The 20,928-nt window shown below is 37.2% G+C and carries 19 protein-coding genes; 2 read left to right on the top strand and 17 right to left on the bottom strand.

Annotated features, from left to right (window positions below):
* Positions 1-46: 46 nt before the first annotated feature.
* From EKM68_RS11055 to EKM68_RS11025, 7 genes are all read right to left on the bottom strand, one after another.
* The gene (locus tag EKM68_RS11055; protein ID WP_125590738.1) at positions 47-826 is read right to left on the bottom strand and encodes a MurR/RpiR family transcriptional regulator; all 780 of its coding nucleotides are present in this window, start codon (positions 824-826) and stop codon (positions 47-49) included.
* Positions 827-888: 62 nt separating this feature from the next.
* Positions 889-1,221, bottom strand: a complete 333-nt coding sequence (locus EKM68_RS11050; protein WP_125590736.1) for a PTS lactose/cellobiose transporter subunit IIA — start codon at positions 1,219-1,221, stop codon at positions 889-891.
* A gap of 28 nt (positions 1,222-1,249) precedes the next feature.
* Positions 1,250-1,561, bottom strand: coding sequence for a PTS sugar transporter subunit IIB (locus EKM68_RS11045; RefSeq protein WP_125590734.1), 312 nt, complete (start codon positions 1,559-1,561; stop codon positions 1,250-1,252).
* A gap of 162 nt (positions 1,562-1,723) precedes the next feature.
* On the bottom strand, positions 1,724-2,575 hold the full coding sequence (locus tag EKM68_RS11040) for a Cof-type HAD-IIB family hydrolase (RefSeq protein WP_125590732.1): 852 nt from the start codon (positions 2,573-2,575) through the stop codon (positions 1,724-1,726).
* Between the two features lie 75 nt (positions 2,576-2,650).
* Positions 2,651-3,955, bottom strand: a complete 1,305-nt coding sequence (gene aroA / locus EKM68_RS11035; RefSeq protein WP_164509425.1) for a 3-phosphoshikimate 1-carboxyvinyltransferase — start codon at positions 3,953-3,955, stop codon at positions 2,651-2,653.
* Positions 3,956-4,220: 265 nt separating this feature from the next.
* The gene (locus tag EKM68_RS11030; protein ID WP_125590728.1) at positions 4,221-5,555 is read right to left on the bottom strand and encodes a M20 family metallopeptidase; all 1,335 of its coding nucleotides are present in this window, start codon (positions 5,553-5,555) and stop codon (positions 4,221-4,223) included.
* Between the two features lie 38 nt (positions 5,556-5,593).
* On the bottom strand, positions 5,594-7,096 hold the full coding sequence (locus EKM68_RS11025; RefSeq protein ID WP_125590726.1) for a YfcC family protein: 1,503 nt from the start codon (positions 7,094-7,096) through the stop codon (positions 5,594-5,596).
* A 190-nt stretch (positions 7,097-7,286) separates the two neighbouring features.
* Between EKM68_RS11025 and EKM68_RS11020 the strand changes: the two genes are divergently transcribed.
* Complete coding sequence (locus EKM68_RS11020) at positions 7,287-7,829, top strand: hypothetical protein (RefSeq protein ID WP_125590724.1); 543 nt, start codon at positions 7,287-7,289, stop codon at positions 7,827-7,829.
* Between the two features lie 46 nt (positions 7,830-7,875).
* Here EKM68_RS11020 and EKM68_RS11015 read toward each other — a convergent pair whose 3' ends face one another.
* From EKM68_RS11015 to EKM68_RS10970, 10 genes are all read right to left on the bottom strand, one after another.
* Positions 7,876-9,390, bottom strand: a complete 1,515-nt coding sequence (locus tag EKM68_RS11015) for a YfcC family protein (RefSeq protein WP_125590722.1) — start codon at positions 9,388-9,390, stop codon at positions 7,876-7,878.
* A gap of 331 nt (positions 9,391-9,721) precedes the next feature.
* Complete coding sequence (locus EKM68_RS11010) at positions 9,722-11,104, bottom strand: DUF4097 family beta strand repeat-containing protein (RefSeq protein ID WP_125590720.1); 1,383 nt, start codon at positions 11,102-11,104, stop codon at positions 9,722-9,724.
* A 2-nt stretch (positions 11,105-11,106) separates the two neighbouring features.
* On the bottom strand, positions 11,107-11,448 hold the full coding sequence (locus tag EKM68_RS11005; RefSeq protein ID WP_125590718.1) for a PadR family transcriptional regulator: 342 nt from the start codon (positions 11,446-11,448) through the stop codon (positions 11,107-11,109).
* Positions 11,449-11,569: 121 nt separating this feature from the next.
* On the bottom strand, positions 11,570-12,667 hold the full coding sequence (locus EKM68_RS11000; protein WP_125590716.1) for a Glu/Leu/Phe/Val dehydrogenase dimerization domain-containing protein: 1,098 nt from the start codon (positions 12,665-12,667) through the stop codon (positions 11,570-11,572).
* A gap of 16 nt (positions 12,668-12,683) precedes the next feature.
* Positions 12,684-13,910 (bottom strand): dihydrolipoamide acetyltransferase family protein, encoded by a 1,227-nt coding sequence (locus tag EKM68_RS10995; protein ID WP_125590714.1) that lies wholly within the window; start codon positions 13,908-13,910, stop codon positions 12,684-12,686.
* Between the two features lie 12 nt (positions 13,911-13,922).
* Positions 13,923-14,906 carry an alpha-ketoacid dehydrogenase subunit beta gene (locus EKM68_RS10990; protein ID WP_125590712.1) on the bottom strand — a complete coding sequence of 328 codons (984 nt, stop codon included), beginning with the start codon at positions 14,904-14,906 and terminating at the stop codon, positions 13,923-13,925.
* A 5-nt stretch (positions 14,907-14,911) separates the two neighbouring features.
* Positions 14,912-15,898 (bottom strand): thiamine pyrophosphate-dependent dehydrogenase E1 component subunit alpha, encoded by a 987-nt coding sequence (locus EKM68_RS10985; protein WP_125590710.1) that lies wholly within the window; start codon positions 15,896-15,898, stop codon positions 14,912-14,914.
* Positions 15,899-15,916: 18 nt separating this feature from the next.
* Positions 15,917-17,335: a dihydrolipoyl dehydrogenase gene (gene lpdA / locus EKM68_RS10980; RefSeq protein WP_125590708.1), complete on the bottom strand. Its 1,419-nt coding sequence runs from the start codon at positions 17,333-17,335 to the stop codon at positions 15,917-15,919.
* A complete protein-coding gene (buk, locus tag EKM68_RS10975) occupies positions 17,319-18,422 on the bottom strand; it encodes a butyrate kinase (protein ID WP_125590706.1) in 1,104 nt (367 codons plus the stop codon). The genes lpdA and buk overlap by 17 nt, the downstream gene beginning before the upstream one ends.
* Before the next feature lie 15 nt (positions 18,423-18,437).
* A complete protein-coding gene (locus EKM68_RS10970; protein ID WP_225423003.1) occupies positions 18,438-19,262 on the bottom strand; it encodes a phosphate acyltransferase in 825 nt (274 codons plus the stop codon).
* Between the two features lie 210 nt (positions 19,263-19,472).
* Between EKM68_RS10970 and EKM68_RS10965 the strand changes: the two genes are divergently transcribed.
* Positions 19,473-20,921, top strand: coding sequence for an amino acid permease (locus tag EKM68_RS10965; protein WP_125590704.1), 1,449 nt, complete (start codon positions 19,473-19,475; stop codon positions 20,919-20,921).
* Positions 20,922-20,928 lie beyond the last annotated feature (7 nt).

The following is a 20,928-nucleotide window of genomic DNA, read 5'->3' as shown; positions in this document are numbered from 1 at the left end:
CTTAAACTAACCGATTCCAGAACATCAAGCAAGAAATACACATTTATTATTCATCATCGGTCAAATCGGTAGCAGAATCGTTCCGTGGTTGCTCAATCATTTTATGATACGCATTGCTAGCTATCTGTTCCAAAATATAAACTAACGGCACTTGCGTGGTGACATTGATCTGACCATTTCGAATTTGCGGTACATCATAAGAAATAGAAAAATCCACAATTTGATTCAATGCAGAATAAGAATTTGCAGTCAAAGCAATAGTAGCAGCGCCGCTTTCTTTGTAATACCTTGCCTGCTGTAATGATTGCTTAGTTTCACCGGATACTGACACTACAATTAACAATGTCTTAGAAAAATCACGATCAGACAATGGTTCCGGTTGAAATGGGTCAACAATTGGCAAAGAGTAAATACCATAGCTTGATAAAAGACTGGCACCGTATTGAGCAATTCTAGCACTATTCCCAACTCCAAAAAAAAGTACCAGATCAGCAACATTGATCATCCGAGCTGCCTGATTTATTTTTTTATCAAAAGTTCCCTCTTGTACAACTACTTTAAAGAAATTTTGAATAGGTTCAACGCTACTATCATTGAATATTCTAGTTGGGTAATTTTGATTCTGCTTCAACGCAATTTTAAACTCTGAAAACCCACCATAATTCATTTTTTTAAGAAATCTCAAAATCGTTGTAGTTGAGACGTGTGCTTCACCAGCCAAATCTCTGATTGTCATATTTTCAACTTCATTCAAATTTCCAACGATATATTTATAAACTAACAATTCTAACCGATTCAGTTCATGAACTTTTTGATACGGAAACATCCATCACACCTCTTTTTTGAAATAAAAAAACTGAGCGTTAATTTCTCAGCTTTTGTTTTAAATTATTTGTCCGAATCTAGCTTTTTGTATAGATCCACGATTTCTCCAGCAAGGTCTCTGAAGGTAATGGCATTCATAATGTGATCCTGTGCATGAACCATCAATAATGAAACTTTGGCATGTTCTCCATTTGCTTCATCAGTTAACATTTGCGTTTGTACGTTGTGTGCTTTTATTAGGAATTGATCTGATTCTTTTAATTTTTGATCAGCCAACGTGAATTGGCTTTTCTTAGCAGCGTGAATGGCTTCAAATGCAGAACTTTTAGCACTTCCACCATTAACAATCAATCCCATAGCCACTTCTAATTGTGCATCATGTTCTTCTTCAACCATTTTTTAATCCTCGATTTATTTTGGATTTTTATTCTTTAATCAAGGATACTGCACGGTTGAATATCTTTTCACCATTCATCATTCCATAATCTTGCATACTTATAACTTCAACAGGGACATCAAGCTTATCTTTAAACTGGCCTTCAAGATATCTAACTTGAGGTCCTAACATTAATATATCTGGATTTTTTTCATCTAACTTAGCATCTGCATCTGCAGCTGATGTGGCGAATATTTCTGCATCTACACCATTAGATTCAGCAGCTTTCTGCATTTTTGAAACTAATAAACTTGTTGACATACCTGCGGCACAACATAACATAATAGTTTTTTCAGCCATAATTAGAACTCCTTTATGTAATAAATAAATATATTTATTTATTTTTAATAAAAAGCATTATAGTGAAACGCTTTCATAGATCATCTTGATTGTATAACCAGTTTAAACATTTATCAAGATGTTTTTTGTAAAAAACACGACAACAACTTGTCGTGTTTACTATCAAATATCTAACTCATCTTTACCAGCATTACCGTCAAATTCTCCACTTAACACACGATCAAGCATAACTGCCACACCATTTTGATTGTTAGTCTTGGTAATTTTCCATGCAACATCTTTAACCTTATCAATCGCATTTTCCATTGCGACTCCATAACCCACTTCACGAACCATGTCGAAGTCATTTCCGTAATCACCAAAGCACATAAATTGTGACATTGGAATATGTTCTAATGCCGAAATATTTTGTAATGCTGATAGTTTAGTGACATCCTGTGCGTTGATTTCGAAATAATCACTGCCTGAACGACTAATGGTCACCGGTAATGACGTAAATGATTCCAATTTTTTACGCAATTCTGCTAATCTTTGTGGCGTTGTGCTGAAACAAACTTTGTAAATATCAAAATCAGGATCATCATTTTTCTTACGCAAATCATCAACTGATTTAGCATGTAAGTTATGCCGACTACTTCCCTCAAAGTAAGTCGTCCAAGTTTTTGCTGGATCATAAACCTGTGTGTAATTTAATCCATCTAAAACAATTTTGAATTTACTAAATTCTGAACGTTTCAAAATTTCCTCAACAATATCATGCGATAATGGTGCATCAACTACCTTTTCACCCTTAGGATTTACAACTACAGCGCCATTTAACACAACTTTATATCCAGCTATTTTCAAATCATTTTTGAAAAACTTCTTAACTGAATGCAATGTTCTCCCTGAACAAATTGCGTATACAAGACCTTTGTCGACAATTTTTCTAACAGCAGCAATATTTTCCTCGGAAATTTGACTGTAACTATTAAGTAACGTGCCATCAAGGTCAGTCCCAATAAATTTGATCATAAAATCAAGTAACCCCTTACATAATTTTCATTACATTTATCATACGTCAACAGAGTAAAAAAAAGAAGCATAAAACTATGCCCCCACCAATACCTTCTTCATATCCGAGATGAAATCTGGATACGAAATGTCAATTGCTTCGATGTTTTTTATCTGAAACGGTGTGGCCGTTAAATTTGACGCCACGCACAACATCATCGCGATGCGATGGTCATTATGACTGTCAACATCGTCTTTGACATGTATTTCTTGATTACCTTGAATAACGATAGAATTATCATTTACATCCATAACGATGCCCAGTTTTGCTAACTCTACACGCATATTTCTGATACGATCACTAATTTGTAAATGAACATCATGAACATCTTCAATAATTGTTTTTCCAGTCGCTTGAGAGGCCATCAGCGCAATAATTGGAATTTCATCAATAATGAACGGAACTTGTTTAGCAGTAATCACGGTTCCATGTAACGTCTGACTTTTAATAATCAAATCCCCATATGGTTCAACACTATTCTTCGAAAGATTAGTAATTTCGATAATTGCTCCCATATGTTTAGCAACTTCTAGTAATCCAGTTCTAGTTGAATTCAATCCAACTTTGTGAAGGGTTAAGCTACTGCCTTCAGATAAAAGTGCACCTGCAATGTACAGCGCTGCTGACGAAAAATCGCCAGGAATGGTTAAATTCTGACCAGTCAATTCAGTATTTTTAGGATTAACAATAATTATGTCCGGATTTGTTTTAATATCAGCACCAAAGTAATTTGCTAATACTTCCGTATGATTGCGTGTTGGCATCTTACGAATTATTTCAGTTGGAGAGTCAGCAAAGAGGCTAGCAAAAATCAAGCCACTCTTAATTTGTGCACTCGCAATATCCTGTTGATATGTAATTCCTTGTAAATTAGTTGATCCAGTTATTCGCAATGGTAAATAATCATCCGACAAGCGAGTAAGTCCGGCGCCCATATCATCTAGCAATACTGCTAAATTATCAGATGGGCGTTTCCTCAAAAATTCTCCACCCTGCAATGTATACGTATCAGGTAAAGTTGCCAACATCCCCATAATGAGGCTTTGCAGTTCTCCAACATTATTCAAATTCAAATTGTGACTAACTGGTTCAAAGTTATGATTTGAACCCTTAATAATCATATCCTTAGTAGTTGGTTCAATATGCATTTTTACGCCGAGAGTTTGGAACAGCTTAACTGTTGTTGTTAGATCCTCGGAAAATGAGAAATTACTTATTTGTGTGACACCTTTTGCTAGCGAACCTAAGATAATGGCACGATGGGCAATACTCTTGTCACCCGGAACTGACATGTCCCCCTCAAACTTATATTTTTTTGGCTGCGTATTGAAATTGAACATAAACATTCACCCGCAAGTTAATCTTGCAATATCCTTTCTTGACAAATGAATAGACATTTTGAAAAAATCAATGTTTCCTCTTACCCTTAAACTAACCAATTTATCAATATAAGACAAATTTTATGTCTCGAGAGAGTGAAGAAAAATGATAGCTCCTGAGTATAAAAATAACTAACACAATTTGAAAAACAAAAAAGAACCGCCGAAGCAGTTCTCATTTAGAATTATAAATAATTTTATAATACTTTAAAGGATATTACAAAGACTAAACACATAAACGATAGACAGCCTCAGCAATTATCTCCATAGCTTTACGCATGTCTGCCTTACTCCAATTTTCATTTGCTTGATGCATGAAGTCTGGTGTTGTTGGCAACATTGCACCGAAGGCAACACAGTTATTCATTGTTCTAGCAAATGTAGCACCACCAGAAATAGCTGGTTTAGATTCTGTATCACCAGTTACATCTTGATAAGTTGACATCAAAGTCTTAACCAAATCTGTATCCGTTGGTACATACAATGGAGCAACATAATCGAAGTTTTCGTACTTCATGTCGAATGGTTTAACTGCATCAGCAACTTTTTGAACAAGTTCATCGTGGTCGATCTTAACAGGAATTCTCATATCGATTTGTAGACGTGAGCCTTTAGGATTGATTTCCAAACTTGAAATATTGAAGGTCAATTTACCTGATACATCATCAGAGATATCACCTAGTAAATTGGTTGCATTAGCATCTTCGCCAAACTTCTTCAAGAACTTAAGAACTTCGATATCAGGGAATACGTCAGCAAGTGCTATTCCAAGTCTAACAACAGCATTTGTTCCTTGTGGAGCATTCATAGCGTGAACTGAGTTACCTTTTACTTCAATTCCGCCCTCCACTTTTTCTGCATCAAACTTGTGAGCTTTAAGAGCTGCCATAACCTCACCTTGCTTAGGTCCGTCATAGATGGCCTGACCGGGTACGGCATTGAAGGCATTAACTAAGTTAAGGTTCAATTCGTCTGAACCAGGACCAGTTAAGTATGATTGTTGTAAACCTTTTTCAGCATATGTTAATGGGAACTCTGAATCAGGAGCGATACCTAAGTCAATAGGATCTTCTTTCTTGTTGTATTGTGCCATACATCTCCAGAGTGTCTCTTCGTCTGTACCAAAGATAAAACGAATTCTCTTATTGAAGGTATGTCCCGCATCCATGATTGCTTTAACAGCAAACATTGAGGCTACACTAGGACCCTTATCGTCTTGAGTACCACGGCCAAATAACTTGCCGTCTTTTTCAACCATTCTGAATGGTTCAGTATTCCAAGCATCGATATTTCCAGCAGGAACAACGTCCATATGACAAACCAATCCAAAGATTTCTTTGCCCTCGCCAATTTCGGCATATCCGTAGTATCCTTCAGGATCTTCGAATGTCTTATAACCGATTGATTCAGCGACTTTTAGAACGGTGTCCAATGCTTTTTTTGGTCCAGGTCCAAAAGGCGCATTCTCTTCAGCGTCTTCGCAATATGATGGAACAGCAATAACTTTGCTTAATTCCTTAATTGCATTTTCTTGAACCTTGTCTGTGATAAATGTTTCCATTTTGAAACCTCCCTCAAATTTTTAAAACAAATCTGAAACTACATCATCGAAACGACTACTAAATATGCCGCTATTACGACAAACAATATGGCAATCAGCTTCCACATGTACTTCCACCATGTAACGATATCAACGTGTCCAATTGCAAGAGCACCCATAACAATACCTGATGTTGGTGTGATCAAGTTAACTAGTCCTGAAGCAGCTTGATAAGCTGTGATAACCAATGAACCATCAACGCCTGAGAACTTACCTAGTGGTCCCATGATACCCATTGTAGCAGCAGCTAGACCTGATGTTGATGGAATCAAGAATGACATAGGGATATAGAAGATATATGTCAAGACGATGAAGACACCTGATGATAAGTTTTGGAGTCCTGTTTCACCAGCATGCAATACTGTAGCTGTAATGTAACCATTGTTCATGATAACTTGAATACCACGAGCTACGGCAACGATAATAGCAACGGTCATGAATTCGCTCATACCATTCATGAAGGCTGTGATATAATCTGTTTCTTTCATATGGAAAACAAACATGATAATAACTGACATCATGAAGAACAATGTTGTGATTTCTGTAAAGTACCATGTACCTAATGGTGCGAAATCTTGTCCAATAAATGCGCCTAAGAATGGAATCTTAGTGAACCATGCTGTGAAGTCATCGAAGAATGTCCAACCAGCATTCAAACTTGTCCAAGGAATCAAACCAAGGATCATAATTACGAATGTTAAAGCAAATAGCCATAGAACACTCTTTTGTTTCTTAGATAATTTGTCATCAATTGACTTGTCAGCAGTTGAGAATTCCTCGAGGTCTTTTTGACGACGCTCGAATACGAATGAACTGCTTGGATCCTTCTTAACTTTGTCAGCGTAACGCATAACATAGATAATACTGATTGCTGTTGTGATAACTAATAAAATAAAACGAGAAATCAAGCCATCACCAGGTGAGATGTTGATTGTTTGCGAAGCGACACCTGTGGCGAATGGGTTAACTGTAGATGCTAAACATCCAATTTGTGAACCGATCAATGCAAGTGATATAGCTGTGATCGAATCATACCCAACGCTGATCATTACTGGTATCAAAATTGGGTAAAATGCGATTGTTTCTTCACCCATACCATATGTTGATCCACCAATAGCAAATAATGTCATTAAAATGGGAATAAGTGCTTTTTCTTTACCGGCGTTCTTTCTAACAACTGTAGCAATACCGTCATCTAGTGCACGGGTCTTGTTAACAACTCCTAGAAATCCACCAATAACCAAAATAAATAGTGATACAGAGATCGAACCTTCGGTTAAGTCAGTACCAACCATACCATTGATTGGTGCCAAGAATACGTCCCAAATACCTTGAGGACTGCTTGCACGCGCTTTGTACGTACCAGCAATAATATTTCCTGCCTTAGTCGTTGCATACTCACCTGCTGGAATAATCCAGGTTAATATGGCAACTACGATAATTAGGAAAAATAGTATTGTATACGCCGAAGGCATTTTAAATTTCTTTACCTTTTTTTCCATGTTGTACCCTCCCTATACTCGTTCTCTTTAAAGCATATACAATAAATAAAGCGATTACAACGGTTTTAAAAGTTTATTTTTTTATAATATTTATTATTCTTTTCTTTCAATATTTATATGAAATTAATTTTTATTGTGAAAACGATTGCAAAAAGCTACAATAGATATATTACAAAATACGGGTGATAAAATGGACAGCACGATAAACTTTGGTCAAGAAATAAATCACGGTCCTTTAATTAGAAGTATTTTAATAAGTGCTCTTCTAGGCTGTGTCGGTTCTTTAATTAATTACAAGACTGGTTTGACAATTTTTCTAATAATTCTGTTAATAATGCTCTTCGTATATTACCCTAGCTATCTTCCTTTCCTTTATAGCTACTGGGCACTTGAGGCACATGGCATCACTTACTATGACATGAGTTCATATCGTAGTAAGTTAAAAATGGTCTTCCGTGGAAAAAATGCTGATCATCAATTTATCAGCTATACTGAAGTTAACAGCTTTGAAGTTAAATCAGAAAATGATTCATATTCATTAATGGATATATCCACCTTCAAAAATCAAAAACAGCCGATCTTTACTTGGTTAAGAAAACCACTCAATCTGGTTTTACATTTAAAGAATAATCAGATCACGTTAGACGCTTCTTGGGACCAGCTTCATGATAATAAAAATATTCAAGCCCGTTTGATGAACGCCATGAGTTATTTAGATAAAAAGATACAATAAAAAGTCGTTTACTTCCTATTAAGAAGCAAACGACTTTTTTTGTATTTTAAAACATTGTAGCAATGGCTAAAAATACACATGTGAAGACGAATAAAATTGCTAATAACTTCCACATGTACTTCAACCAAGTAACGATATTAACGTGACCAATTGCTAAAGAACCCATAACAATTGCTGATGTCGGCGTAATCAAATTGACAAATCCTGAGGCTGATTGATATGCCGTGACAACTAATGATCCGGCCACACCAGAGAATTTACCGATAGGTCCCATTATGCCCATAGTTGCGGCCGCAAGACCCGAACTAGATGGGATCAAGAAAGACATTGGAATATAAAAAATATAGGTCAAAATAATAAATACTGCTGATGATAAACCATGCAATCCGACCTCGCCAGCATGCAAAACAGTAGCTGTGATATAACCATTATTCATAACAACTTGAATACCACGAGCTACGGCAACGATAATCGCAACATCCAATAAGTCCTTCATGCCATTCATGAAGGCATCAATATAATCTGCTTCAGACATATGGAAGATAAACATTACAATCACTGATGCAATGAATAATAGTGTAGTGATTTCAACAAAATACCAGTCACCTAACGGTAAAATATCCTTACCAACTAAAGCGCCAAGGAATGGTACCTTGATCAACCACTTATTAAAACTATCAAACATTGTCCAACTACTATTTAAACTTGACCAAGGGATCAAACTAACGATCATGACTACAAAAGTCAAAATAAATGCAATCAAAACAGCTCTTTGCTTACCAGATAATGATTTAGCAACTCCTGAATCTTCTCCATCATCATTCTTAACGAACTCTTCAAGATCCTTTTGGTGACGATCAAAAACTAATGATTGATCAGGATTCTTCTTAATCTTGGCTGCATAGTGCATGACATAAGCAATCGCAATAATGACTGTACATACAAAGAAAATCAATCTAGGTACCATACCGGCACCAGGTGAAATGTGGATCGTTTCTGAAGCAACACCGGTCGCAAATGGGTTAATTGTTGAAGCCATACAACCGATCTGTGATCCGATCAGTGAAATGGAAATAGCCGTCAAAGTATCATAACCGACACTTAACATAACTGGAATCAAAATTGGTACAAATGCAATCGTTTCCTCACCCATACCAAACGTCGAACCTCCAATGGCAAATAATGTCATCAAGAATGGAATCAAAATCTTTTCTCTACCTGCATACTTAGTAACGGCTGAACCGATACCATCATCAAGAGTCTTAGTCTTATTAACGACCCCCAAAAATCCACCAATAACTAAAATAAATAGTGAAACTGATATAGCACCATCTGTGGAATCAGTACCGACCATCCCGTTGATTGGAGCCTCGAAGATGTCCCATAAACCTTGGGGACTGCTACTTCGGCTTCGGTAAGTCCCGGCGATGATATTGCCCGCCTTATTAGTAGCATATTCTCCGGCTGGAATGATCCAGGTTAAAATTGCTACAAGAATTATTAGGATAAACAAAATGGTAAATGCCGATGGCATGTGCCACTTACTCTTTGCTTCCTGCATATTAATCTCCCCTTATCTTGTAGAATGATTACTACGATACGAGTTTTTTAATAAAATTACAATAATAAATTAAAATTATTCTAATTATTTTTTAAAATTATAAGACTTTGAAATAGACTTTTTACGATAATATACTAATCATAATTTAATCTTAATCTAATTTAGATTTACAATCATAAAAATAACTGCAGACAGAAGTTTACTTGTCAAAAGAAATGATAAAACTTTGTCTGAAAATCATTCACTGAAAACATTGATTCACGATCTGTTCAAAAATCGTTTAATAAATCAAAAAAGCACCCAGTTATTGAAAACTAGATGCACAAATTAATTAATATAATTTAACGGTTCCTGACGACGCCTTACCCTTAACGGTATAAATTGGATCATTTCCCACTTGTCCGTCCTTGAAATCTAAAGTATCGTGATCAAAAATCGCATCTTGTGGTGCTTTAACGATCCCACTCTTTGCTTGTAGATCAAACTTGTAATTCTTGGGAAGCATAGTTATTTTTACAGCTCCACTATGTGATTCAACTTCTAGGTTACCTGTTAATTCGTTCACACTTAGAACAACGGCACCAGAATGACTAACGATATGACCACTGCCACTCAATCCAACTCCTCGAACTGATCCGCTATGCGCATTCACTTCGAATTCACGTCCCAAAACATTATTTATTTTGATGGAACCACTGTGGGCCGACAATTCTAAAGCATCCTCAGCTTTAACATTATCCAGTTTAACTTTTCCTGACTGATCTCTAACAGAAAGATTCTCAACTGAGAAATTGTTAAAATAACCATTGCCACTGTTGATAGTAGCTTTGACGGTTCCCAATCCACTGATACCATTGATATGTAAATTACCGGCAATATTGTTAACACGCAGATCGCCAATAAATTTGTGTGGAATCAAAACTTGTGTTCTAACTCTTAAATGCAAAAATTTGGGAAAACGTCCTTGAGCAATTTTGACAGTTTCGTCTTGTACTTTTGTTCTAGCAAAATAATCTGGATTATTACGGGACATATATTCCCTCAAAATAATTTTGTCACCATCAGTTGGCAAAACTCTCAAAACTGCGTAACTATAATTAATATCTAGACGTTCAATATCTTCAATAGCAAACGACTCTTCATTAACCAAATTCAGTGTCTCAACATAAACCTCTGTATCAACATGGTGGTCAAATTGTTCATCAAACTTGGAAAAGGTATCACGAACCTTGTTCTTATTCTGATCAAAATTGATACCATTACCATCAATTGTCATATTTCCTAACTTGACACCATTCTCATCAGCACGGAATACTCGTCCATCACCAATCGAAACACCATCTCCGTCAGCCTTGAATGATTTACCTTTATTGATAAAGACACCCGTCTTATCGATTTTTAATTTATCTCCACCGTCAACCGTAATTCCTGACTGATTAATGTCGATACGATGACCATCCTCATCGTCCGTTTGTTCGTCGTCATTGTTATCCTGCATAACCTCATCGATTAAATCTGTAATATCACCAAATTCTTCGAATGACTCTTCGACTGCATTCTCAGGTGATTTGCCTTCACTCAATTTATCCTCAGCTGAAGCAATCAAATCTGACTTCAGTTCCTCAGCCAGTTCATGAATATCAGGTGTGTGAGGATAATCTTCAAATATTTCTGATAATTGTTTTTTTACTAGTTCTACAATTTTTTCATTCATAATTAGTCAATCCTTCCAAGAATTAAGTCATCAATTACATGCTTGGCAAAATTCCATTCCTTAACGTTTGTTTTTAAAGTTTTCATTCCTTGATCAGTTATCTTGTAGTACTTTCTTCTGCCACCTTGACTCTCATCGCCCCAGTAACTTTGAATGTCACCATTCTTTTCTAATCGTCTGAATACAGTATAAAGCGTGGCCTCATTGAGTTCATACGCTTCATGACTCAACTTTTTTATTGTTTTAGCGACTTCATATCCATAACTATCACCTTGACTCAGAATATTTAAAACTATCGTCGTTGTATGGCCACGAATTATATCCTTCGAAATTATTGGTTTCATAATGTTATCTTCCTTTCGATAAATATAATTTAACACCAAATACTGTGTGTGTCAAAGTAATTATTTCAAAATAGTAAAAAAGACTGCTAATTTAATAGCAGTCTTTTTAAATTATTCGCGCTTAAACAGTCTTAAGAGATGATTTTTCGTTTTGTAAAAAATTACCACGGACGTTTAACATTGAGTGGATTCTCTCTTCAGCCAATCTATCCGCAGCTTCAGCAGTTGTAATATCATCACGTTTAGCAATTTCAAACACTTTGTCCATTTGATCATAAATTGTTTTAACTTTTTCAAGTGCACGTTCACGGTCGTATCCCTTCAATTCATCTGCAACATTGATAACACCACCAGCGTTGACGATAAAGTCTGGGCCATAAACAATTTCTCTGTCTTTTAACATCTGTCCGTGTTTTCCAATATCTAATAATTGATTATTAGAACTTCCACAAATAGCTTTTACTTTTAATCTAGGAATCGTATCATCATTCAAAATAGCTCCCAGAGCACACGGAGCAAAGATATCAGCCTCAACATCATAAATTTCATCTGGAAGAACTGCCGTTGCACCGTAATCATTCACCATACGATCAATAGCATCCTGATTGATGTCAGTCACAATAATGTGTGCACCTTCATCATTTAGATGTTTTGCCAATCCTGTGGCAACATTACCGGCACCCTGAATTGCAATAGTTTTACCAGTTAGATCATCATCCCCAAAGGCTTCTTTGGCCGTACGTTTCATTGCATAATAAACACCCAAAGCAGTTACAGGGCTTGGATTACCAGATGCTCCTTGAGCATCGCTCGTTCCAGTCACATGATTTGTTTCCATGTAGATTGCATTCATGTCATCTACTGTAGTACCAACATCTTCAGCTGTAATATAACGTCCATTTAAACTCTCAATATAGCGTCCTAAGGCTCTGAACATAGCTTCACTCTTGTCTTTCTTTGGATCACCAATAATTACTGTTTTAGCACCACCGATATTCAATCCAGCAGCAGCATTCTTGTAAGTCATCCCTTTGGCCAAACGAAGTGCATCATTCAATGCCTCTTCTTCACTGTTATAAGGCCACATTCTGCAACCTCCTAGAGCCGGTCCTAAGGTCGTATCATGAATGGCAATAATTGCCTTCAATCCTGATATCTTGTCTTGGCAGAATACAACTTGTTCATAATCATCATGTGTCATTACTTCAAATAAGTTCATGGCTCATTCCTCCAAATTAATAAATATTTGTATTTTGATCGATTGCTTCAAGATTTGCTTTTACTTCATTCAAAAACTTACCTGCTGCCAAACCATCCAGAATACGGTGATCAAGCGTTAAACATAAATTAACTTTGTTTCTAATACCAAATGTATCATCATCCAAAACTGACAATTCTTTACGAATCGATTCAACTTGCAGAATCGCTGCCTGTGGATAGTTGATGATACCCATTGATTCGATTGATCCAAAGGAACCAGTGTTATTCACTGTAATCGTTCCACCTTCGTTATCAGATCCTTTCAAAGTATTAGTTTTGACACAATTAGCTAGACGACTGACTTCTGCAGCTATTCCTGTGATAGATAATCGGTCAGCATGCTTGATGACTGGTACAAATAGTGCATCATCTGTTGCTACGGCAATTGAAATATTAATATCCTTATGCTGAATAATTTCATCATTCTGCCAACTACTATTTAATTTTGGATTATTGCGTAATGCCGAACTAACTGCTTTGACGAAAAATGGGAAGTACGATAATTTGAATTCATTCTGTTCTTTGAATTCATTTTTTAAACTATTCCTTAATTTGACCAATCCGGTCACATCCACTTCAATCATCGTCCAAGCTTGTGGTATTTCATGAATACTTTTCAACATATTCTGAGCAATCATTTTTCGTACTGGTCCCGCTTTTGTGACAGCATCATTGTTGTTCAATTCCAATACTGGTGTTGATCGTATGACTGGTTCTGATGCCAATTGCGCTGGTTGGCTACTAATAATAGGTGTTTCCTTAGGTTGATAATTCAACACATCTTTTCTAGTGATACGACCATCTTTACCAGTTCCTGATACCGAACTCAAATCAATATTACGTTCACCAGCTACTTTCAAGACTGCTGGTGAGAATCTTCCAGTTGCTTTAAATGAAGGTGAATTCTGAGATTCCGTTGTTCTTGTTTCAACCTTGGCAACTGGAACTGATCCTACTGCACCCTCGGTCGTCATTTTTAAAATATCTGTTCCAATCGGCACCACGTCATTTTCATTAACTAATAATTCTTCGATCACGCCATCATCATTCGAAGGAATCTCAGTGACGACTTTGTCAGAAATTGCCTCTAGAATCGGATCATATTTTTTTACATGGTCACCAGGTTTCACCATCCATTGAGAAACAGTTGCTTCAGTTACACTTTCACCCAACGGCGGCATTTTTATTATGAGTTCTGACATAAGTTTAACCTCCTAAAATTCAGCTAATTCTCTAATAGATTTGGTTACATCGGCTTGATTGACTAGGAAAGCATCTTCCAAACTCTTGGCATACGGCATACTTGGTGAATCTGGTCCAGCAAGAATCTTGATTGGAGCATCTAAATCAAACAGTGCTTCTTCAGCTATAATGGCTGAAACATTATTCATAACACTACCTTCTTTGGCATCCTCTGTTACCAATAAGACTTTTCCTGTCTTACGAATAGCTTCGAGAACCGTATCCTTGTCGATTGGATATAGGCTTCTCAAGTCAACAACTTCGATTGAAAAATCATCCTTCAATTCTTCCGCAGCATTTAGCACAAACTGCAACATCATTCCATATGCGATGACAGTTACATCATCCCCGTGCTCGATAACATTGGCTTTGTCCAAGGGGACAGTATAATCAACATCTGGAATATCATCCTTGATAGAACGGTATAGTTTTTTATGCTCATAGAACAACACGGGATCTTCACTTCTGATGGCTGATTTCAGCATTCCTTTAGCATCATAAACTGTGGACGGTGTCACGATCCTCAATCCTGGTTGACCTGCAAAAATTTTTTCAGTCGATTGTGAATGATAAAATCCACCACGAACTCCGCCACCATATGGTGTACGCATAACAATTGGCGAGATCCAGTCACCAGCTGACTTATAACGCATCTTAGTTGCTTCAGACATGATTTGATTGACTGCTGGTAAGATGTAATCTGCAAATTGAAATTCTGCAATGGCGTGATGTCCCATAACACCGAGCCCAACTGCTAATCCAGCGATTTCTGACTCTCCCAATGGTGAATTAAAAACACGCTGATCACCGAATTCTTCCGCAAGGCCTTTGGTAACACCAAATACTCCTCCTTTAACACCACCGACATCCTCACCAAATATCATTACTCCTTCATCACGTCGCATTTCTTCAGTAATGGCGAGATTCAATGCTTCTAAATAAGATTTTTCAGACATTTTTCTTACTCCTCTTCATAAATGTGCGTCATTAATTGATCTGATGCCGGATTTGGCATTTCTTCCGCTTCCTCGGTTGCTTGATTTATTTTTATTTCTAATTCTTTTTTAATGCCTTCTAGTTCATCTTCGTTGAGAATCTTTTCGGATAATAATTGTCTCTCCATCAACATGACACAATCGTTTTCTTTCATCTCAGCGATATCTTCTGGTGTACGATAAACCCTTTGGTCATCATCGGAAGAATGCGCTGTTAAGCGATCGACTAACATTTCAATCAATGTGGCACCTTTGTCATTTCTAGCATTGTCAGCGGCCTCCTTGAATGCTAAATACGTTTCCGTAAAATCACGACCATTGACTTGTTTACCAAATATCCCATAACCAGTTGCACGAACAGATAAGTCCTTAACACCGAATTCTTCCGAATTAGGTGTCGAAATGGCGTAACCATTGTTTTCAATTACAAAAACCATTGGTAACTTCTGGACTCCAGCAAAGTTTAATGCTTCATGGAAATCTCCCTCCGAAGTTGAACCTTCACCAGTAGCAGTTAAAGTAATTGCTTTGCTGTCGTCGATTTGCATAGCTAAAGCTACACCAGTCGCAACGGGATATTGAGTCGTTACTGTCGAGCTAAATGGAACAATATTGTGTGCTCTGTCGCCATAATGATTAGGCATTTGACGGCCATGAGAAGATGGATCATCCACCTTGCCTAATGAACCCATCAGAATATCTTTGGCACTCATACCCCAAACCATCACTGCAGCCATATCACGATAATATGGTAAAAAATAATCTTTATCATGCTCAAAAGCTAACGCCATTGCCACTTGACCAACCTCTGCACCTTGACCAGAAATATTAAAGGTTGATTTTCCGATACGATTCAATTGCCACAAACGCTCGTCCAGCATACGTGCTTCCTTTATCATTCGGTAAGCTTGTATCAACTCATCTTTTGTTAGTTGACTGTCTTTTAGTTTCATCGCTATAACTCCTATCGATTATTTGTTTAGTGAATCTCCACTGATATCTCTAGCGGCTTCCATGATTACTTCCGAAAGTGATGGATGTGGATGTACCGTCATCCCCACTTCTCCAGGTGTAGCATTCAGATAAATTCCCAGAGCTGGTTCACTGATCAAATCAGTTGCATGTGGCCCAACAATACTTACACCAATCAAGTCGTCATTATCCTTATCGGCGAAGACCTCCACTTGGCCAATGGATTCACCCATAATCATTGACTTACCATTGAATTTGAAATCAAATTGTCCATGATCAGCTTTAACTTCGTGATTATTGGTTCCATTAGTAATTCCAACACTGGCAATTTCTGGATACGTATAAACTCCACGAGGAATGTTGTCATATTCTAATGGTCGGACATCGTGTTCTAATATTTTTTCGACTGCAATCTCAGATTCTGCGGCAGCTACGTGTGCTAATTGAAGAGTCGGAATCACATCACCAACTGCATAAATATTTTCAGCACTCGTTTGGAAAAATTCATTTACTTTTATTCCATGCTTATCATATTCAACTCCGGAAGCTTCCAATCCGATATTTTCAATATTAGGACGCCTACCCACCGCCACGAGGATTTTTTCAGATTCAATTTCAATTTTTTCTCCAGCTTTATCCGTAATTATCTTTGTCATACCATCATCAACTTCAACTGATTCAACCTTGGTGGATAAGAATAAATTAATACCTTGTTTTTCAAATTCAGTTTTTAATTGTGCTGAAACTTTTTTACTTTCGTTAACGATCAATCGGTCTTGAAATTCAATGATCGTAACTTTAACACCCATCCATTTCAACAAGGATGCCCATTCAACCCCGATAACTCCACCACCAATAATGCCGATGGACTTCGGTAATGTTTCTAATTCTAAAATTCCATTAGAGGATAAAATATTTTTTTCATCAATATCTATATTAGGTAAACTAGCTGGCCTTGAACCTGTGGCAATTAGGACATTTTTCGGTGTCAAAATAATTTCATCAGCGTCACCCTCTGGCTTGATCATTACTGAACCAGACTTAGGCGTGAAAATCGAAGTTCCAAGAACACTGCCCTCACCATGAAAATAATCAATCTTGTTCATCTTAATCAATGCGTTAACACCATTTCTAAGATTAGTGACAATTTTGTCTTTGCGATGTTTGATACTCAAAAAATTAACTTTATATTCGGCATCAGTCTCAATTCCAAATTCAGAAATATTTTTGAACTCGCGAATTGCCTGTGCACTCTTCAAGTATGCTTTCGTGGGAATACACCCACGATTTAAACAAGTTCCACCAATCAAATCACGCTCAACTATTGCGACACTCAATCCTTCCTTAGCGGCTTTTATGGCGCCGGAATATCCACCGATTCCACCACCAATTACGACCAGATCATATTCTTTTGGCATTTGCTAAAGCCTCCGATTCTTTTTGATAGTTTTTTACAGCTTCGGTCCCAGTTAACACTCGTTGTGCTCCCAGATTCAGTGCTTGCATTTCCATTTCTCCAGGAATAATCATCACATCAGAAATCCATTTATTTTTTTGTGTTAGCGTTTTCTTTAGCGACCTAGAATATGCCAAACCACCGGTCAAAATAACCAGATCAACCTCTCCCTGCAACACCGCAGCTTGCTTGCCGATCTCTTTGGAAATCTGATAAACTAAACCATCAAAAACTAACTTGGCATACTCATCACCTGATGTGATTTTTGCTTCAACTTCTCGTAGATCATTTGTTCCCAGATATGAAACCAAACCACCAGACTGCGTAATCAATTTTCGCATCGTCTCTCGGTCAACCTGATGATCAAACATATAATCGACCACACTCATGACACTGACTTGACCAGTTCGATTAGGAGCGAACGGACCTTCCCCGTCTAATCCATTATTGACATCTACGACTTGACCACGTTTATGTGCACCAATACTGATACCGCCTCCAAGATGTGCCACGATAACATTTGATTCAGTATATTTTTTGTTAATCCTTTTCAGTGCTTCTCTAGCAACGGCTTTTTGGTTTAAGGCATGAAATACACTTCGCCGTTCTAAACCTTTGAAACCACTTAGATAAGCCACTGGCTCAAACTCATCAACGACAACTGGATCAACAATGAAGGCTCGCTTTTGAAATTTTTTAGCGAAATAATCAGAAATTGTAGCACCAAGATTAGAAGCATGTATCCCAAATTTTCCAGAGCGCAAATCCTCTAACATTTTCGTATCCACTTCATAAGTTCCACCTGGAATGGGGCGCATCAATCCTCCTCGACCGACAAATGCATCAATACTATTCAAATCAATATTTTGAGCAGCAATATATTTTTCAATCTTTTGTATTCGGAACGGTTCTTGCTCAACTAGGTTATGAAATTCTAATATTTCATTGTTTTCGTGTTCAATATTCTGATTCAACACACACTCATCATCGGAGAATAAGGCGATTTTTGTCGAAGTTGAACCGGGATTAATAATCAGTGTTCTTATCATGGACTTATACCTACTTTAGATAGTTTTTAAGGCAAACTTCAGTGATAATATTTTGTTTTCAAGGGAATCTCCACGAGATGTTAGTACGATTGGAACCTTAGTTCCGACGATCATTCCGCCGACTTTGGCATTAGTAAACATCGTCAATGATTTGTATAAAACATTCCCGACATCAATATTTGGAACTACTAAAACATCAGTATCTCCTTGGATCGGTCCAGTAAACCTCTTCTCTTCAGCAATCTCCTTGGACAAAGAAATATCTAGTGAAAGTGGACCGTAGACGGTCGCATCGATTTTTTTATCTTGATAAAACTCTGTTAAATCTTTGGCTTTGACTGAAGACGGCATTTTAGGATTGAAATTTTCCGCAGAACTCAATAGTGATACTTTTGGTGATTTAATTCCGATAGAATGTGCAATATCAATAGCATTTTCAATAATCAAACGTTCTTGATCGATATCAGGATCAATATTCATTGCTGCATCAGTTAATAATACTGGTCGTTTAAGTGACGGTATTTCTATAATTGCAATATGCGATAATAATTTTTTTTGAACCAGATCATATTCCTTTTTTAAAACTTCTTTCAAAATAATATGCGTCTGCACTAAGCCTTTGAAGATAACATCAGCACCATTCAAGACATCTTGAACCGCTAACCTAACTGCCTCTTCATCAGAATCAACCTCCGTATAGAGAACGTTGCTCCAAAAATGATATTCTGGTTTTCCGACTCCAAACAAATCAAAGAATATATTATCGTGGAAACTATCTACCAGCTCAAAAATTTTTAGGTCATTTGCTCCTGCAATCGAAACTCGTATTTCCTTATTCACTTTGATCACCTCACATTTACTATACCAATTTTTAGAATCATCATCATTTTCACAATGTATCCTTTTCTCATATTCCATCGACAGTATACACGAATCTACTTGTGTAGGCAAATTAAAGTCATTATATAAAATAACGTTCTAATCATATTTATTGACTTTCACAATTTATACCAATTATAATTTAGATGAAAAAATCAAGGAGGAGGCGTTATGGAAATTGCAAAGTTAATAGCTAAAAAGAAATTTGAAATAAAATATACTAAGGACGAAGATTCGTTAAGTCGCGATTTAAGTGCTTGGGGACTGACCGCAATGGGTGTTGGTGCCATCGTTGGTGCCGGAATATTCATTACACCAGGTATCATTGCGGCCAATTACGCTGGTCCCGGTACAATGTTCGCCTATATTCTCTCAGCCGCCGTCTGTGCGTTGGCCGCACTCTGCTATTCAGAATTTGCTTCGACCATCCCGGTTGCTGGTAGTGCCTATGCCTATGTATATACAGTTTTCGGTGAATTGGTAGCTTGGATAATCGGTTGGGCATTAGTCTCAGAGTACCTATTTGCTGTCTCATCAGTAGCAGTAAGTTGGTCAGCCTATTTCCAAAGCTTATTGTCAGGATTCGGAATCAATCTCCCTGACTTCCTGTCTGTCTCGATGGGAACACCTGGCAAGAGTGGCGGCATCAATATCATTGCCGGCATGATTACACTGATAATAGGTTTTATCCTAGCAAAAGGTATCAAAGAATCAACAAAGCTAAATACGATTCTAGTTGCAACAAAGGTTATTGTCATCTTACTTTTTATTGCAGTAGCAATATTCTATATCAAACCTGCAAACTATAATCCACTGTTACCATTTGGCTTTAAAGGTGTCTTAGCCGGCTCGGCTGTAGCGTTTTATGCTTATATCGGTTTCGATGCCGTATCAACCGCATCTGAAGAAGTTAAAAATCCTCAACGAGATATGCCAATAGGAATTGTCTCATCATTGATGATAGCGTCAGTATTATACGCTGCAGTGGCCGCAGTCTTAGTTGGTGTAGTTCACTATACCAAACTGAACGTTGCGGATCCGGTAGCGTACGCATTACAATTAATGAACCAAAACTGGGTCGCAGGTATCGTCTCATTTGGTGCTGTTGCTGGTATGACTACGGTTCTACTTGTAATGTCATACGGTGGTACACGTTTAATTTTCGCCATCAGTCGTGACGGACTATTACCTAAGTTTCTTTCGAAAATAAACAAAGAAACACACGTACCAGTTTTTAATACTTATACTTTTGCAATCTTAGCAAGTTTGGTTTCAATGTTTATTCCGTTGGAAAAAATTGCGGAACTGGTTAATATTGGAACCCTGTTCGCATTTTCAACCGTTTCGATTGGTGTTGTTTTCTTAAGAAAGTTGGACAACTATGACGAATTGCCTGCGGGTTTCAAAGTTCCACTTTATCCATACATCCCTATACTTTCATTCGCCATGTGTGTCGTTTTAATGACCCAACTGCAAGCAGTCACTTGGATGGTCTTTGCCGCTTGGTTTAGTTTTGGATTGATCATCTATTTCACATACGGATATCGTCATAGTCATCTCCACCAAAACGCAAAAAATGACGATGATGATCAAGACTCAGATATTGAACCAACAATTTAACAAAAAA

Source organism: Companilactobacillus jidongensis (assembly GCF_003946575.1).
Taxonomy (GTDB): domain Bacteria; phylum Bacillota; class Bacilli; order Lactobacillales; family Lactobacillaceae; genus Companilactobacillus; species Companilactobacillus jidongensis.
This window is presented reverse-complemented; position numbering and strand designations above follow the sequence as displayed.